Raw genomic sequence first — 15673 nt, forward strand, 5'->3', positions numbered from 1 at the left:
TCCGACCGCTTCAACTTCGGCGGCGGCGAATACGCCTTCAACGAAAAACGCACCCAGGTGGGCGTGTGGTACGCGGAACTGTCCGACATCTACCAGCAGCAATATTTCAACCTGACCCACAGCCAGCCCATGGGCGACTGGACCCTGGGCGCCAATCTCGGCTATTTCATCGGCAAGGAAAACGGCAGCGCCCTGGCCGGTGACCTGGACAACAAGACCGCCTTCGCCATGCTCTCGGCCAAATATGGCGGCAACACCTTCTATGTCGGCCTGCAGAAAGTCGGCGGCGACGATGCCTGGATGCGGGTCAACGGCACCAGCGGCGGTACCCTGGCCAACGACAGCTACAACTCCAGCTACGACAACGCCAAGGAAAAGTCCTGGCAAGTGCGCCACGACTTCAACTTCGCCGCCGTCGGCGTGCCGGGCCTGACCCTGATGAACCGCTACATCAGCGGCGACAACGTGCACACCGCCACGGTGGACGATGGCAAGGAATGGGGTCGCGAAAGCGAGCTGGCCTATACCGTACAGAGCGGCGCGCTGAAGAACCTCAACGTGAAATGGCGCAACTCGTCGCTGCGTCGGGACTTCAGCACCAACGAGTTCGATGAGAACCGCATTTTCATCAGCTATCCGATCAGTTTGTTGTAAAACCTGGATGCGGTGAGCCTGCCGAGACGCTCGATACGGTGCCACCGCCCTCGCGAGCAGGCTCGCTCCCACAGGGAATCAGTGCCGCGCACAAAATTTGTGCTCACTGAAGATCCAATGTGGGAGCGAGCTTGCTCGCGAGGGCGTCATCACATTCGACATCCTCCATCAATTGAACCACCGCTATCGCGAGCAAGCTGGCTCCTACAGGGGATGAAGCCCACTTAAGCCCGCGACTCGACGCCCAACTCATCCCACACCGACTCGGCCAGGTGGAAGGTGGCATTGGCCGCCGGGATGCCGCAGTAGATGGCGCTCTGCATGATCACTTCCTTGATCTCGCCACGGCTCACGCCGTTGTTGGCGGCAGCGCGCAGGTGCAACTTGAGTTCTTCGTTGCGGTTCATGCCGATCAGCATGGCGATGGTGATCAGGCTGCGGGTGTGGCGCGGCAGGCCCGGACGGGTCCAGATGTCACCCCAGGCATGGCGAGTGATCATTTCCTGGAATTCGCTGTTGAACTCGTTCAAGGCATTGAGGCTGCGGTCCACATGGGCGTCGCCCAATACCGCGCGGCGCACTTGCATGCCTTCGTCGTAACGTTGTTTTTCGTCCACGGGATACTCCTCAGCCACGGCTGGAATCAAGCAGGAAATCCAGCACCCGCTCGCTGAATGCAGCGCCGGCCTGGACGTTGGACAGATGCGCGGCGTAGAACTCGGCATACTCGGCCCCGCTGACCCGCTCCTGGATGAAATGCCCACCCGACGGCGGTGTCACTGCGTCTTCGGTACCGGCAACCACCAGCAGCGGCACCCGAATCAACGACAGTTGCTCACGAAAATCGGCATCGCGCACGGCCGCACAGTTGGCTGCGTAGCCCTGGGGCGAAGTGGCAGCGAGCATGTCGGTGATTTTCTTTACCTGCGCAGGATGAGCTTCGGCGAAATCCGGGGTGAACCAGCGGGCAACGGAAGCATCGCGCAACGCCACCATCGCTGCCTGGCCGTCACGCAACACGGTTTCGATGCGCGGGTTCCATACCGTCTCGTCAGCGATCTTGGCGGCGGTGTTGCAGACCACCAGCCTGTGCAGGCGCTCGCCGGCGTTGATCCCCAGCCACTGGCCGATCAACCCGCCCATGGACAACCCACAGAAATGCACTTTATCGATGCTCAACTGATCGAGCATCGCCAGCACGTCGTGGCCCAGTTGCTCGATGCTGTAGGGGGCCTCGGTGACCAATGACCGGCCGTGGCCGCGCGTATCGAAACGCAACACGCGAAAGTGCTGGCTGAACGCCGGGACCTGTTCATCCCACATATGCAGGTGGGTGCCCAGGGAGTTGGACAGCACCAGTACCGGGGCATCCTGCGGTCCGTCGAAGCAATAATTCAGTTCGCCGTCGGCGAGTTTGACCAATCCCACAACAGTCTCCTTTCAGGCATTCAAGGCAAGGTGTTCGGCCACGGCCCGGGTGACCCAGGTCCGAGCTTGGCCGAGGTAATGGGCCGGGTCGAGCAGATAATCGAGTTCAGCGGTGGACAGTTGCGCAGTGACCTTGGGCTCGTCCCCCAGCACGTCGCGCAAGTGGCGCTGTTCGCTCACCGCGCGTTTGCAGCATTGCTCCAGCAGATGGTGCGCAGTGTCGCGCCCGACACGCTGGGCCAGGACGATGCTCACGGCTTCGGCCAGCACCAACCCCTGGGTCAGCTCGAGGTTGCGGGCCATGCGTGCCGCGTCCACTTCCAGCCCGTCGGCCAGCAGCCGCGCCTGCTGCAAGGCGCCGGATACCAGGCAGCAGATCTCCGGCAGGGTCTCCCACTCGGCGTGCCACAGGCCCAGGCTGCGTTCGTGCTCCTGGGGCATGGCGCTGAACAGCGTCGACACCAGACCAGGCACCCGCGTCGCCGCGCCGATCAACACCGCCGCCCCCACCGGATTGCGCTTGTGAGGCATGGTGGACGAACCGCCCTTGCCCGGCGCCGAAGGCTCGAACACCTCGGCGGTCTCGGTCTGCATCAAGAGGCTGACGTCACGACCCAACTTGCCCAGGCTGCCGGCGATCAGGCCCAGCACCGAGCCGAACTCCACGAGACGATCACGCTGGGTGTGCCACGGCTGTTCCGGCAGGTTCAGTTGCAGTTCGGCGGCCAGGGCTTCGGCAATGGACAGCGCATGCTCGCCCAGCGCGGCCAGTGTTCCGGAGGCACCGCCGAACTGCAGCACCAGCAAGCGTTGCTTGAGGGCCTGCAAGCGCTGGCGACTGCGGGTGGTCGCCCCCAGCCAACCGGCGATTTTCATGCCCAGGGTGACCGGCGTCGCATGCTGCAGCCAGGTACGCCCGGCCAGCGGCGTGGCGGCATGGCGCTCGGCTTGCCGGGCCAGGGTGTCGCCCAGCTGCGCCAGCTCATCCTCGATCAGCTCGAGGGCGCGACGCAGTTGCAGCACCAGCCCACTGTCCATCACGTCCTGGCTGGTGGCGCCCAGATGCACGTAGCGTTCAGCCTCGGGGTCGGCGGCGGCAACCCGCTTGCCCAGTGCCTTGACCAGCGGAATCGCCGAATTGCCGGCACTGGCAATCGCCTCGCCCAGCGCCGCGAAATCGTATAACCGTGCCTGGCAGGCGTTCTCGATCGGCGCGACGGCGCCTTGCGGAATCAGCCCCACCCGTGCCTCGGCCCGGGCCAGAGCCGCCTCGACATCGAGCATGGCCTGTACTCGGCCCGCATCACAGAACACTTCGCGCATGTCGCGGGTGGTGAAGTAGGCATCGAACAGCTGATTGCCCGGTCGTTCGTTCATAAACAGTCCTTCGGAAGGTGAATGCCTTTGTGGCCAGAGAAATTGCCGTGGCGAGGGTACTTGTCCCCTCGCCACGGCATCTGTGGCCACAATGAATCAAACAAGCCTCGAGTGAACAGGTGGGTCAAAGGTCGTGATGCAAGTAGGCCGGTTGCCTGGGCAGGCGCAGGCTGAACAGGAACGCTACCACCATCATCACGGTGACATACCAGTAAAAGACGTTTTCCATGCCCTGGGCTTTCAGGCTCAAGGCGACATACTCGGCCGAGCCGCCAAACACCGCGTTGGCCACTGCATAGGCCAACCCTACCCCCAGGGCGCGCACTTCAGGCGGAAACATTTCCGCCTTCACCAGGCCGCTGATGGAGGTGTAGAAACTGACGATCGCCAGCGCCAAGGTGATGAGGACGAACGCCAGCAACGGGCTGCCGACGCTTTTGAGGGTCAACAGGATCGGCACCGTGCACAACGCCCCCAGGCCACCGAACCAGAGCATGGAATTGCGCCGGCCAATCCTGTCCGCCAACATGCCGAACAACGGCTGCATGCACATGTACAGGAACAGTGCGCCGGTCATGATGTAGCTGGCGGTCTTGGCGTGCAGGCCGGCGGTGTTCACCAGGTATTTCTGCATGTAAGTGGTGAACGTGTAGAAGATCAGCGAACCACCAGCGGTGTAGCCCAGCACGGTGATGAAGGCGGCCTTGTGGTCGCGAAACAGTGCGGCGATGCTGCCGGCATCCTTGTTTTCCCGCATTTCCTTGCTGCTGGTTTCCTTCAGGGAGCGGCGCAGGAACAGGGAAATCAGCGCCGCCAGGGCGCCCACCACGAACGGGATTCGCCAACCGTAGGCACGCAGTTCGTCCTCATCGAGAAACTGCTGCAGGATCACCACCAGCGACACCGCCAGCAGTTGCCCGCCGATCAGCGTCACATACTGGAACGAGGCAAAGAAACCACGCTGGCCCTTGAGCGCGACTTCGCTCATGTAGGTAGCGGTGGTGCCGTACTCGCCGCCTACCGACAGGCCTTGCAACAGGCGCGCGAACAACAGCAGCAGCGGCGCCCAGACGCCGATGTCCTTGTAGGTGGGCAGGCAAGCGATGAGCAACGAGCCGAAGCACATCATCAGCACCGAAATCATCATCGAATTCTTGCGCCCGTGACGATCGGCCACCCGGCCGAAAATCCAGCCGCCAATGGGTCGCATCAGGAACCCGGCGGCGAACACTCCCGCCGTGTTGACCAGTTGTACCGTGGGGTTGTCCGAGGGGAAGAATGCCGGCGCGAAATAGATCGCGCAGAACGCATACACGTAGAAGTCGAACCATTCGACCAGGTTGCCGGACGAAGCGCCGACGATAGCGAAAATCCGCTTGCTACGCTCTTCGCCTGTGTAGTGACTGATTGGGATGGTCATGGGTTGATTCACTCGCTGGGGACTTTTCGTACAAATCGTAGACACACTTCGTAACAGTCCCGTTCCGCAAACAACTTCCGCAGCAATAGCGGCTCGCGTGGGAACGCCTCAACGCACGCTCTGCGTTCGGCTCTGGATGTGACGCGAAGCGTCACCGGCAACATTCCCACGCAGAGCGCGGGAATGCCCCTTCGCCCGACAACACTCAGTAATCGAAGAACACCGTCTCGGCATCCGTTCCTTGCAGGACCACGTTCCACTGGTACACACCGGACGCATCGGGCCTGGTCACGAGGGTGGCGCGACGCTCGGCGGGCACGCTGGCCAGCAGCGGGTCGGTTTCGTTGGCCTGTTCGCCATCGAAGTAGATGCGGGTCAGCAGATGCTTGACCAGGCCACGGGCGAACACCAGCACCACCAGGTGCGGCGCCTGGGTCGTGCCACCCAGCCCCGGTACGGTGCCGGGCTTGATGGTGGTGAAGCGAAAACGCCCCTCGGCGTCCACCGGCACCCGGCCGAAGCCTTCGAAGTGCGGGTCCAGGGGTTTGTCCTGGTCGTCTTCCGGATGGGCGTATTTACCCGCCGCGTTGGCCTGCCAGACCTCCAGCATGGCGTCATTGACGAACTCGCCATTGCCGTCGATGACCTGTCCAGTGATCGCCACGCGCTGGCCGAGGGTTTCGGCGACGGTCAGGTCTTCGCGATTCAACCAGGTCAGGCCGATGTGATAGTAAGGTCCGACGGTATGGGACGTAGTAGCGGTGAGCGTCATCTTATTTCTCCATCGGCGTGGCATCGCGGCCGCGCAATACGATGTCCCAACGATAACCGAGGGCGTAGTGGGGAACGGTTTTTTCCAGGTCGAAACGGGCGATCAGGCGCTCCTTGGCGCTGGTATCCGGCACGCAGTTGTAGATCGGGTCGTAGGCCAGCAACGGGTCGCCGGGAAAATACATCTGCGTCACCAGGCGCGTCAGGATGCTCGGACCGAACAATGAGAAATGGATATGCGCCGGACGCCAGGCGTTGTGGTGGTTGCCCCAGGGATAGGCACCGGGCTTGATCGTCTGGAACTGGTACCAGCCATCGGCATCGGTGACGGTACGGCCGGTGCCTGTGAAGTTGGGGTCCAGGGGGGCGTCGTGCTTGTCGCGGTCATGGTGATAGCGCCCGGCGGCGTTGGCCTGCCAGATCTCCACCAGGATGCCCGGCACGGGTTGACCATGTTCATCGAGCACGCGCCCGTGAATGATGATCCGCTCTCCCAACGGCTCGCCGGCATGCTGGGCGGTCAGGTCGTTGTCCTTCTCTTTCAGGCGCTCGGCGCCGATGGTCGGACCGGTGATTTCCGACAGCGAATGAGGCAGGTGCACCAACGGCTTGGAGGGTGAGCGCAGGTTGGTGGACTGGTATGGCGGGTGCAGGTATTGCGGCTGGGTGCCCGCTTGAGGGCGACGGTAACCAGGCTTGTCAGTCATGAAGCATTCCTCGGTTTCTTATTGGTAGACGACGTATCAGACGCGTTCGATGGCCAACGCCAGCCCCTGGCCGACACCGACGCACATGGTTGCCAGTCCTTTCTTGCCGCCGGTCTTTTCCAGCTGATGCAATGCGGTCAATACCAGTCGCGCCCCGCTCATGCCCAGCGGATGACCCAGGGCGATGGCGCCGCCGTTCGGGTTGACCTGCGGCGCATCGTCCGCCAGGCCCAATTCGCGCAGCACCGCCAGGCCCTGGCTGGCAAAGGCTTCGTTGAGCTCGATCACATCGAAATCCGCCACCGCCAGGCCCAGCCGTTCGGTGAGCTTGCGCACCGCCGGGACCGGGCCGATGCCCATTACCCGTGGGGCCACTGCGGCACTGGCCATGCCCAACACTTTGCCTCGCGGGGTAAGGCCGTGTTTCTTCACGGCCTCGGCCGACGCCAGGATCATGGCCGCCGCGCCATCGTTCACCCCCGACGCGTTGCCGGCGGTGACGGTCTTGTCCGGGCCGTTGACCGGCTTGAGTCTGCTCAAGGCCTCAAGCGTGGTGTCGGCGCGTGGATGCTCATCCTGCTCGACCACGGTTTCGCCCTTCTTGTGGGCGATGCGCACCGGAACGATTTCTTCCGCGAAAAAACCCGCCGCCTGGGCCACGGCCGTGCGCTGTTGGCTGCGCAGGGCGAAAGCGTCCTGGTCGGCCCGGGACACGGCGTAATCGTCCGCCACGTTGTCCGCGGTCTGCGGCATCGCGTCCACGCCGTACTGGGCTTTCATCAACGGGTTGATGAAGCGCCAGCCGATGGTGGTGTCTTCCAGTTTCAGGTTGCGCGAAAACGCCGCGTCGGCCTTGCCCATCACAAAAGGCGCCCGGGACATCGATTCCACGCCGCCAGCGATGGCCAGCTCCATTTCTCCGCTGGCGATGGCGCGGAAGGCCGTACCGACAGCGTCCATGCCTGAAGCACAGAGGCGATTGAGAGTCACGCCGGGAATGCTCTGGGGCAGGCCCGCCAGCAACAGCGCCATGCGCGCCACGTTGCGGTTGTCTTCGCCGGCCTGGTTGGCACAACCAAGGAACACCTCGTCCACCGCGTTCCAGTCCACCGAGGGATTTCGCTCCATCAATGCCCTGAGGGGCACCGCTGCCAGGTCATCGGCCCGCACGGCGGACAATGCGCCGCCAAAGCGGCCGATGGGGGTTCGAATCGCATCACAGATATAGACGTCGCGCATCAGGCTTCTCCCGGTGCCTGGCCGTGGGCCGCCGCGGTACGCGCTTCCAGGTCGCGCAGTGCGCGCAGCTCTGCCTCGGTCGGCTCGGCGGTGGTGTATATCTGGTCGGCGAAACGGATCGCCCACCCGGTGGCGGCAATGACCTGCTCGCGGGTCACGCCTGGATGCAATGAAGTGACCACGAATTCACGGCTGCCGGCTTCCGGCTCCATGATGCACAGGTCGGTGATGATCCCCACGGGGCCGGCCCCCGGCAGGCCCAGGCGCTGGCGGGAATCGCCCCCCTCGCCGTGCCCCACGGAAGTGATGAAATCCAGCTTGTCGACAAACGACCGCGCCGACTGCTTGAGGATGATCAGCACGCTCTTGGCGGAACCGGCGATTTCCGGCGCGCCCCCGGCCCCTGGCAGACGGACTTTCGGTTGGTGGTAGTCGCCCACCACCGTGGTGTTGATGTTACCGAAGCGGTCGACCTGCGCCGCGCCAAGGAAGCCGACGTCGATACGCCCGCCCTGCAGCCAATAGCGAAAAATCTCACCGGTCGGTACGACGGTGTCAGCGGTTTCCGCCAGCTCGCCGTCGCCGATGGACAGCGGCAGGACGCTGGGCTTGGCCCCGATCGGACCGGACTCGTAGATCAGCACCACATCCGGCGATGAGGTCAACCGCGCCAGGTTGGCCGCTTTCGACGGCAGGCCGATGCCAACGAAGCACACGGCATTGTTCTGCAACCGGCGGGCCGCGGCGACGGTCATCATTTCGTTGGTGGAGTAGGTCATGGTTTCACCTGCGAAGCGGCTGCCAGTCTGGCCTGGAATTCATTGAAATCACGGGTACCGTGGATGTATTCGTCGATCCAGGCGGTAAACGTCCCACGATCCCGAGCAATAGGATCCCACGCCTGATAAAAACGATTGTCACGTTCGGTGTAGCCGTGGGCATAGGACGGATGGGCACCACCCGGCACATGGCACACCGCACTCAACGCCCACGTCGGCAACACACAGGCGTTCATCGGCGCGTTCAAGTCGTCGACGATTTCTTCCACCGTGACGATGCAACGCTTGGCCGCCAGGGCAGCTTCCTTCTGCACACCCAGGATGCCCCAGAGCAGCACGTTACCCTTGCGGTCGGCTTTCTGGGCATGGATCACCGTGACGTCGGGACGCACGGAGGGCACGGCGGCCAGGACTTCCCCGGTGAAGGGGCAGGTCACGCTTTTGATCAGCGGGTTGACCTTGGGCAAGTCGGAGCCGGCGTAGGCCCGCAAGACGGCGAACGGCAGGCCCGAGGCCCCGGCGACGTAGGCATTGGCCAGGTCGGCGTGGCTGTGTTCCTCGATTTCCATCGGGTGCGGCCACTGCTTCTCCACCGCGTCACGCAGGCGGTGCAGCGAGCCCACGCCTGGGTTACCGCCCCAGGAGAAAATCAGCTTGCGGGCACAGCCGGCGCCGATCAACTGGTCATAGATCAGGTCGGGGGTCATCCGTACCAGGGTCAGGTCTTTCTTGCCCTGGCGAATGATTTCATGACCCGCCGCCGTCGGAATCAGGTGAGTGAAGCCTTCCAGTGCGACGGTATCGCCGTCGTTCACGAATTGCTTCACCGCGTCGTGCAGCGAAAGGATTTCAGCCATGGGGCAGGCTCCGTTTTCCAGTGGACCGACATGAAGAAAAAGGCGCGAGGTCAAGCGCCGGAATGGCTGAAGATTAAGCTGCGGAAAAAAGCCAAACAATCCGATAATCGACTGAGTGTTCGTTTATCGAACAGATTGTTGTTTGGCTATCGATTGATCCAGGTACACAGAGAAACCTGTGGGGGCGGCTCGCTCCCCAGGGTTCATCTCAGCGCCTCAGGTTGCATCCGCATGGCTGACGAGGCCTTTGATCACCACCGCCGTGGTCGCCAGGGCGGCCGGAATGACCAGGGCGGTCAGGACCTGCTCGAAGTTCCAGCCCAGGCCCAGCAGGGTCGCCCCCATCCAGGCGCCGAGGATGGCGCCGAAACGACCGATGCCCAGCATCCAGGACACGCCGGTGGCACGGCCTTGGGTCGGATAGAAGCGCGCCGCCAGGGACGGCATGGCCGATTGCGCACCGTTGACACACATACCGGCCACCAGCACCAGGGTGGCGAGCAAGGTGATGTGTCCCAGGCTCTGCCCCACCGCGTAGGCAAACACCCCGGCCATCAGGTAGAACAGGCCAATGACCTTGTGCGGATTGAACCGGTCCATGGCCCAGCCCACGCCGACCGCGCTCAGTACGCCACCGAACTGGAACAGAGCCCCGATGAACGCGGCCTGCTCCATGCTCGCGCCGCTGTCGCGCATCAAGGTCGGCAGCCAACTGGTCAACAGGTAGACGATCACCAGGCCCATGAAGTAGGTCAGCCACAACAGCAGCGTCCCGGCGCTGTAGGTACCGGAGAAAATCACCGCCAGCACGTTGCGGGCCTTGACGGTTTTCTGCTCCGGCACGCTGAAACTGGCCGCCTGGGCAATCGTGGCCGGCTCGATCGGCGCCAACGCCTGGCGGACCTTTTCGGTGCCACGGTTGCGCACCAACAGGTAGCGAGCCGACTCCGGCAGCCAGAACACCAGCACCAGCGCGAGAATCAGCGGCAGGATCCCGCCGATCAGCAGCAAGCTGTGCCAGCCGAACGCCGGTATCAACTTGGCCGAGATGAACCCACCGCCAGCCATGCCCAGGTTGAAACCGCAGAACATGCTGGTCACCAGCAGGGATTTCTTGCGTTCCGGGGTGTACTCCGACAGCAGGGTGGTCGCGTTGGGCATCCCGGCCCCCAACCCCAGGCCAGTGAGGAAGCGCAGCACCAGCAGTTGATCCACATTGGTGCTATAGGCCGACGCCAGGCTGAATGCGCCGAACAGCACGACCGCGCCTACCAACACCACTTTTCGCCCGAAGCGGTCGGCCAGGGGGCCGGAACCCAACGCGCCAAATACCATGCCGATCAAGGCCGCACTCATCACCGGTCCGAGGCTGGCGCGGTCGATGCCCCAGTCCTGGGACAGCGCCGGAGCGATAAAGCCCATGGCCGCCGTATCCAGGCCATCGAGGAAGACAATCAGAAAGCAGAGGATCACCACCCGCCACTGGTAGCGAGAAATGGGCTGGGCATTGATGAAGGACTGAACGTCGAGGCAATTGCCTACGCGAATCTGAGGCTGGTTCATGGTGGCTCTCATTATTATTGTGTCGGGTCACCCCTGCTCCTGCCGTGAGAATCACGGCGCCGGATGACGCTGTCGCGACATTAATGAGGCCACCCAAATACCGTCAATTCGCTGGAGGCGACTGTGGGCGTTTATCGAACAGCTTAAGCTCTGTACGAAACGTCTTGAGACGAAGGTCAGGCAAGGCGGTTTTCAACGCAGCATGAACGAGCATCGAGGCTTTTCGCCCAGGCGTCGCCTGCGCGGCCTAGGCGAACAGCTGCGCACTCAGGTCGCGACTGGCCCCCAGCAACCCCGGCAGGAAACGTTGTTCCAGTTCCGTACGACTGACCCGCCCGGCATGGGTACTGACATTCAGCGCCGCCACCACCTGGCCGGACGCGTCGTATACCGGCACGGCAATGGAACGCAGGCCTTGCTCCAGCTCCTGGTCGACGATGCACCAGCCCTGCTGGCGTACCTGTTGCAGGCATTCGAGCAATGCTTCGGGTGTGTGCAGGGTGCGGCTGGTCTTGGCCTGCAGGTCGGCATGGTCGAGGTAGTCACGCAGCGATGCGTCATCCAGGGCGGCCAGCAGAATCCTGCCCATCGAGGTGCAATAGGCTGGCAGTCGGCCACCGACGGACAAATCCACGGAGATCAGTCGCTGAGTAGTGGCCGAGCGGGCGATATAGAGAATATCGTCCCCTTCAAGCGTCGCCATGTTGCAGGCCTCGTGCAGCTGTTCGCTCATGCGGTCCAGGTACGGCTGGGCGGAAACGGCCAGCGGCGTCGAGGACAGGTAGGCATGGCCGAGGGTCAGCACTTTGGGCAGCAGCGAATAGGTGCGCCCATCCGTGGTGGCGTAGCCGAGCTTGATCAAGGTGTGCAGGCAACGCCTGACCGCCGCGCGGGGAATTTCCGTGCGATGGCTGATCTGGGCGATGGTCAGGTGGCGTTTGCGCTCCTGGAACGCCTGGACCACGGCCAGGCCACGGGCCAGGGAGGTCATGAAGTCCGGATCGCCGGTCAGGGCCTGGATCCGTTTGGCCGGCGAGGCGACGATCGGTGGCGCTACAGAAGAGAAGGCGCTGCGCAATTGGTCGTTCATGTCTGGTGCTTCCACGGGAATGGCGACTATTACAAACGGCTACCCGGCGGACAGACAAGGCCCGACCGGGCAACACCGTTCGATTATCGAACCAGCGACCGATAATCGCAATTGGCAAATGGACGCTTGCCTCGTCGGCGAAATGCCGACGAGGGTCATAAAACAACGTGTCGACGATTTGATTCGGACAACAGGCAGTGGATATTGAACTTGTCGTCCTGGATGGCGTCAGGATACTGTCGTGGAATGTCCCATCGTTTGAAATCTAATTGCCATAACTTGCACATACAAATATTGATTCACACAACAACCGCCGTTTTATTTTTTTCCCCGATAGTGTTATCCGAGCGGGTCGCTATAATGCACTTCAGGACGGCACGGCCAATCGACCGCTACTGTCCGAAGGTACCAGGGCTCATGGAAATCCTGGTACCGACAGCAGGTACCTGAAGCACCTCCATGGCCGCTTCCCCCTGTATTGGCAACAACACGAAGCCCTGATGCTACGTCAGCTGTCAGCTCTGGTGCCGTGGCCGTCTGCGTCTGCGTACGCAGTGCGTATCACCAGATTCATTTCACTTTATTAGGTAATACTGTGACGAAAGACGAACTGCGCGCGGAACTTGAGCGCCAGGAACAACGTTACAAGGAAGTTTACGGCGGGGAAGTCACCACCTACGCCGCACAACCTGAACCGGAACGCAAACCCTGGCGCAAACGTGCCACTGTTCAGGACCAGGCTTTCAACCAGGAACTTCAGAAAATGGAAAAGGAACTCCGGGCCGAAGAACGATGACACGCCTGGCCTGATGTTCCCGTGCAACGGTATCCGGCCGACACCCGGGTCGGATGCCGATACGCAAGCCCGTCATGAGCGGGCCGCCTCCTGTCAGGTTCTGGCAAGCCCACCATTGGCCGGCTCTCACCTTTCAGATATTTCATACACTTCTTGAAAGCCCCCCCTGAGCAGCTGGAAACGCCCAGCCCGCCTTGCTTTTCGCCCCTGAATCAAGGGGTTGCGCAGCCCAGGGAAAACCTTGTCGGAAAAGGTTTCCTACAAATTATTTCGTAGAAGAATGCTACCGATGAGCAGGGAAGGCATCGATTGACGCGGTTTTCTGGCATAATCGCGCCCCCTTACGACCGGGTCAGAAAACCTTCATGATCGATTTATTCAGCGGACTGGATGCTTGGGTGCTTGTGAGCCTCTTGCTCGCCCTGGCTTTTGTCCTCGCCTTCGAGTTCATCAACGGCTTTCATGACACCGCTAACGCGGTTGCCACTGTTATCTACACCAAGGCCATGCCGCCTCACCTGGCGGTGTTCTTCTCCGGTGTGTTCAATTTCCTCGGCGTGCTGCTCGGAGGCGTGGGCGTAGCCTACGCCATCGTGCACCTGTTGCCGGTGGAACTGCTGATCAATGTGAACACCGGGCACGGGTTGGCCATGGTGTTCTCGCTGCTTGCAGCGGCCATCACCTGGAACCTGGGCACCTGGTACTTCGGTATCCCGGCTTCCAGCTCCCACACGCTGATCGGCTCGATCCTCGGCGTGGGCCTGGCCAACGCGTTGATCAACGACATTCCCCTGGCCGACGGCGTGAACTGGCAGAAAGCGATCGATATCGGCGCGTCCCTGGTGTTCTCGCCCATGGCCGGCTTCCTGATTGCCGCCCTGGTATTGATCGGCCTGAAATGGTGGCGTCCGCTGTCGAAGATGCACAAGACGCCGGAGCAGCGTCGCAAGATCGACGACAAGAAGCATCCGCCGTTCTGGAACCGCCTGGTCCTGGTGATTTCAGCCATGGCCGTCAGCTTCGTCCACGGTTCCAACGATGGCCAGAAAGGTATCGGCCTGATCATGCTGGTGCTGATCGGTATCGTGCCGGCGCAGTTCGTCCTCGACCTGAACAGCACCACCTACCAGATCGAACGCACCCGCGACGCCACGCTGCACCTGAGCCAGTTCTACCAGCGCAACAACGAATCCCTGGGCGAATACCTGGCGCTGGGCAAGAGCGTGAACGGCGACCTGCCCGAGAAATTCCGCTGCAACCCGCAGCAGACCGAACCGACCATCAATGCCTTGCTCGACACCCTCAAGGGTGTGGCCGACTATCACTCGCTGCCATCGGAAAAACGCATCGAGGTGCGTCGCTACCTGCTCTGCCTGGACGACACGGCGAAGAAAGTGGGCAAGCTGCCTGGCCTGGCTGCCCGCGAGAAGGATGACCTGAACAAGCTGCGCAAGGACCTGACCGCCACCACCGAGTACGCTCCGTTCTGGGTGATCCTGGCCGTCGCCCTGGCCCTGGGCCTGGGGACCATGGTCGGTTGGAAACGCGTGGTGCTGACCATCGGCGAGAAGATCGGCAAGCAGGGCATGACCTATGCCCAGGGTATGTCCGCACAGATCACCACCGCGTGCATGATCGGCATGGCGAACATCTTCAGCCTGCCGGTTTCCACCACCCATGTGCTGTCCTCCGGCGTGGCAGGCACCATGGTTGCCAACAAGAGCGGCCTGCAAGGCGGCACGGTGCGCAACATCCTGCTGGCCTGGGTGCTGACCCTGCCAGCCACGGTGGGCCTGTCGGCCGCGCTGTTCTGGCTCGCCTCCACCGCCATCGTCAGCTGATTCCAGCGGCTACAAAAAAAAGGTGCGACCCTGGCGGATCGCACCTTTTTTATACTCAAGACTTTCTACAGCGGTTTTGGGTAGAAGCAGAAAACTTGCAAAAAAAAAGGGCGACCGAAGTCGCCCAAAATGCCTTGCGTGCTCGTTGCAGCTGGAAAGACTTATGGCTTTCTACGCTTATGTGCGTCTTTCCAGATGAATAATCCAAATACAGCGAAGAATACGAACATGAGGCCGACCGTCAGTATCCCGGCAAACACCACATTATCGAAAAACATGACTGGCCTCCTGGTCTTGCCCCGTTGTGATGGGTTCAAGTTAACCAATCAGGCCTGGATGAAAATTGACCGGGGTCAATAACGCTCGCAACTGAGGGAAAAGGCGGGGCAATAACTGATCTGTATCAATGGAACGAGGGGGTTCAGCGCTTTTTCGGCTTGTTCTTGTTCTTGGCTTTCTTTCCGGGCTTGCCCAGAGGCATGGCCTGCTCGAAAGCCTGGCGAACTTCATTGAGGCGTTTTTCGTTGAGGTCGTGAACGCGCTTGGCGCGTTCGGCGCTGAGGTCGATCAGCTTGTCGTCTTGGCTCATGGCGTCCGGGATCATGCAGTGGATTGCGAATGCCTCCATGATGCGGACTGTTGGCGGCGTTGACCAGCCTGCCTTCGTCGCAAACATGCGGATTTCAGATCTGGATGTCGACCCACAGCCCCTGGCGCGACTCGCCTTCCACCAGCGGTACCACGGGCACGGTGTTATCGGCATTGAGCTCGGTACCCGGTACGGCCAGGTGTTCTTCGGGATCCTCATCCGCTTCACGGCGGCGCCTGTCCCGCTCCTGCTGGCGACGCTGTTCCTCGCGCAACAACAGCGCGGCCTCCTCCGGATCCTGCTGCTTGAGGTCGATGGTGGTTTCGTTGGAGCCTTGCTGCACCGGGGTCACGGGCGGAATATCCGGTCGCGGACGGATCGGATCCTGTTGAGCTGTAATCGGTACGGCGCTCAAGGGGAGCGTGGATGGCAACATAAGAATCTCCTGTCTTCAGGTTGTCGGCTGCGAGGCAGGCAGCTTGAACCGCCGGTCTGAAACTTGTGACCCGGTTGGCATTAATGCAGATCGCACACAAGCTTGTTTGATCACCCAGCCAGCTTA

Annotated in this window: 17 protein-coding genes; 3 read left to right on the forward strand and 14 right to left on the reverse strand. The window is 61.8% G+C overall.

Translation table 11 applies throughout. From position 1 onward, the window contains the following. The coding region (locus BT179_RS24645) for an OprD family outer membrane porin (RefSeq protein WP_143147083.1) at positions 1-654 on the forward strand (654 nt) is incomplete at its 5' end. 224 nt (positions 655-878) lie between these two features. On the opposite strand, the gene pcaC is transcribed toward BT179_RS24645, so the two are convergent. The 11 genes from pcaC to pcaR all read right to left on the reverse strand — a co-directional run bounded on the left by pcaC (position 879) and on the right by pcaR (position 11885). Further along, positions 879-1271, reverse strand: a complete 393-nt coding sequence (gene pcaC, locus BT179_RS24650; RefSeq protein WP_072398826.1) for a 4-carboxymuconolactone decarboxylase — start codon at positions 1269-1271, stop codon at positions 879-881. A gap of 10 nt (positions 1272-1281) precedes the next feature. Next, positions 1282-2082, reverse strand: coding sequence for a 3-oxoadipate enol-lactonase (pcaD, locus tag BT179_RS24655; protein WP_072432157.1), 801 nt, complete (start codon positions 2080-2082; stop codon positions 1282-1284). A gap of 12 nt (positions 2083-2094) precedes the next feature. Beyond that, on the reverse strand, positions 2095-3459 hold the full coding sequence (locus BT179_RS24660) for a 3-carboxy-cis,cis-muconate cycloisomerase (RefSeq protein WP_072432156.1): 1365 nt from the start codon (positions 3457-3459) through the stop codon (positions 2095-2097). Positions 3460-3583: 124 nt separating this feature from the next. Beyond that, positions 3584-4879 carry an MFS family transporter gene (locus tag BT179_RS24665; RefSeq protein WP_072432155.1) on the reverse strand — a complete coding sequence of 432 codons (1296 nt, stop codon included), beginning with the start codon at positions 4877-4879 and terminating at the stop codon, positions 3584-3586. Positions 4880-5084: 205 nt separating this feature from the next. Continuing rightward, positions 5085-5651, reverse strand: a complete 567-nt coding sequence (gene pcaG / locus BT179_RS24670) for a protocatechuate 3,4-dioxygenase subunit alpha (RefSeq protein WP_072398830.1) — start codon at positions 5649-5651, stop codon at positions 5085-5087. Between the two features lies 1 nt (position 5652). Then, on the reverse strand, positions 5653-6357 hold the full coding sequence (gene pcaH / locus BT179_RS24675; RefSeq protein WP_072432154.1) for a protocatechuate 3,4-dioxygenase subunit beta: 705 nt from the start codon (positions 6355-6357) through the stop codon (positions 5653-5655). 36 nt (positions 6358-6393) lie between these two features. Beyond that, positions 6394-7599, reverse strand: coding sequence for a 3-oxoadipyl-CoA thiolase (pcaF, locus tag BT179_RS24680; protein WP_172834646.1), 1206 nt, complete (start codon positions 7597-7599; stop codon positions 6394-6396). Then, positions 7596-8375 (reverse strand): CoA-transferase subunit beta, encoded by a 780-nt coding sequence (locus BT179_RS24685; RefSeq protein WP_072432152.1) that lies wholly within the window; start codon positions 8373-8375, stop codon positions 7596-7598. The genes pcaF and BT179_RS24685 overlap by 4 nt, the downstream gene beginning before the upstream one ends. Next, positions 8372-9232, reverse strand: coding sequence for a CoA transferase subunit A (locus tag BT179_RS24690; RefSeq protein ID WP_072398834.1), 861 nt, complete (start codon positions 9230-9232; stop codon positions 8372-8374). Before BT179_RS24690 ends, BT179_RS24685 begins: the two co-directional genes overlap by 4 nt. 216 nt (positions 9233-9448) lie before the next feature. Further along, the gene (locus BT179_RS24695) at positions 9449-10795 is read right to left on the reverse strand and encodes a 4-hydroxybenzoate transporter PcaK (protein WP_072398835.1); all 1347 of its coding nucleotides are present in this window, start codon (positions 10793-10795) and stop codon (positions 9449-9451) included. 247 nt (positions 10796-11042) lie between these two features. Further along, positions 11043-11885 carry a pca regulon transcriptional regulator PcaR gene (pcaR, locus tag BT179_RS24700; RefSeq protein ID WP_072398836.1) on the reverse strand — a complete coding sequence of 281 codons (843 nt, stop codon included), beginning with the start codon at positions 11883-11885 and terminating at the stop codon, positions 11043-11045. Between the two features lie 595 nt (positions 11886-12480). Between pcaR and BT179_RS24705 the strand changes: the two genes are divergently transcribed. Next, the gene (locus tag BT179_RS24705) at positions 12481-12681 is read left to right on the forward strand and encodes a hypothetical protein (RefSeq protein WP_072432151.1); all 201 of its coding nucleotides are present in this window, start codon (positions 12481-12483) and stop codon (positions 12679-12681) included. A 365-nt stretch (positions 12682-13046) separates the two neighbouring features. Beyond that, positions 13047-14522, forward strand: coding sequence for an inorganic phosphate transporter (locus tag BT179_RS24710; RefSeq protein ID WP_072398838.1), 1476 nt, complete (start codon positions 13047-13049; stop codon positions 14520-14522). A gap of 161 nt (positions 14523-14683) precedes the next feature. Here the strand turns inward: BT179_RS24710 and ccoM are convergent, their stop codons facing one another. The 3 genes from ccoM to BT179_RS24720 all read right to left on the reverse strand — a co-directional run bounded on the left by ccoM (position 14684) and on the right by BT179_RS24720 (position 15547). Then, the gene (ccoM, locus tag BT179_RS27100; RefSeq protein ID WP_279567505.1) at positions 14684-14800 is read right to left on the reverse strand and encodes a cytochrome c oxidase subunit CcoM; all 117 of its coding nucleotides are present in this window, start codon (positions 14798-14800) and stop codon (positions 14684-14686) included. Between the two features lie 143 nt (positions 14801-14943). Beyond that, on the reverse strand, positions 14944-15111 hold the full coding sequence (locus BT179_RS26845) for a hypothetical protein (protein ID WP_092182018.1): 168 nt from the start codon (positions 15109-15111) through the stop codon (positions 14944-14946). Between the two features lie 94 nt (positions 15112-15205). Beyond that, on the reverse strand, positions 15206-15547 hold the full coding sequence (locus tag BT179_RS24720; RefSeq protein ID WP_072432150.1) for an aspartate-semialdehyde dehydrogenase: 342 nt from the start codon (positions 15545-15547) through the stop codon (positions 15206-15208). Positions 15548-15673: the final 126 nt, after the last annotated feature.

Source organism: Pseudomonas sp. NFACC43, assembly GCF_900119645.1.
Taxonomy (GTDB): Bacteria; Pseudomonadota; Gammaproteobacteria; order Pseudomonadales; family Pseudomonadaceae; genus Aquipseudomonas.

What these genes read in the sequence shown, in the direction of transcription:
- BT179_RS24660 (WP_072432156.1), bottom strand. Translation starts at nt 3,459, where the DNA reads ATGAACGAACGACCGGGCAATCAGCTGTTCGATGCCTACTTCACCACC.
- BT179_RS24665 (WP_072432155.1), bottom strand. Translation starts at nt 4,879, where the DNA reads ATGACCATCCCAATCAGTCACTACACAGGCGAAGAGCGTAGCAAGCGG.
- pcaG (WP_072398830.1), bottom strand. Translation starts at nt 5,651, where the DNA reads ATGACGCTCACCGCTACTACGTCCCATACCGTCGGACCTTACTATCAC.
- pcaH (WP_072432154.1), bottom strand. Translation starts at nt 6,357, where the DNA reads ATGACTGACAAGCCTGGTTACCGTCGCCCTCAAGCGGGCACCCAGCCG.
- BT179_RS24685 (WP_072432152.1), bottom strand. Translation starts at nt 8,375, where the DNA reads ATGACCTACTCCACCAACGAAATGATGACCGTCGCCGCGGCCCGCCGG.
- BT179_RS24690 (WP_072398834.1), bottom strand. Translation starts at nt 9,232, where the DNA reads ATGGCTGAAATCCTTTCGCTGCACGACGCGGTGAAGCAATTCGTGAAC.
- BT179_RS24695 (WP_072398835.1), bottom strand. Translation starts at nt 10,795, where the DNA reads ATGAACCAGCCTCAGATTCGCGTAGGCAATTGCCTCGACGTTCAGTCC.
- pcaR (WP_072398836.1), bottom strand. Translation starts at nt 11,885, where the DNA reads ATGAACGACCAATTGCGCAGCGCCTTCTCTTCTGTAGCGCCACCGATC.
- BT179_RS24710 (WP_072398838.1), top strand. Translation starts at nt 13,047, where the DNA reads ATGATCGATTTATTCAGCGGACTGGATGCTTGGGTGCTTGTGAGCCTC.
- ccoM (WP_279567505.1), bottom strand. Translation starts at nt 14,800, where the DNA reads ATGTTTTTCGATAATGTGGTGTTTGCCGGGATACTGACGGTCGGCCTC.
- BT179_RS26845 (WP_092182018.1), bottom strand. Translation starts at nt 15,111, where the DNA reads ATGAGCCAAGACGACAAGCTGATCGACCTCAGCGCCGAACGCGCCAAG.
- BT179_RS24720 (WP_072432150.1), bottom strand. Translation starts at nt 15,547, where the DNA reads ATGTTGCCATCCACGCTCCCCTTGAGCGCCGTACCGATTACAGCTCAA.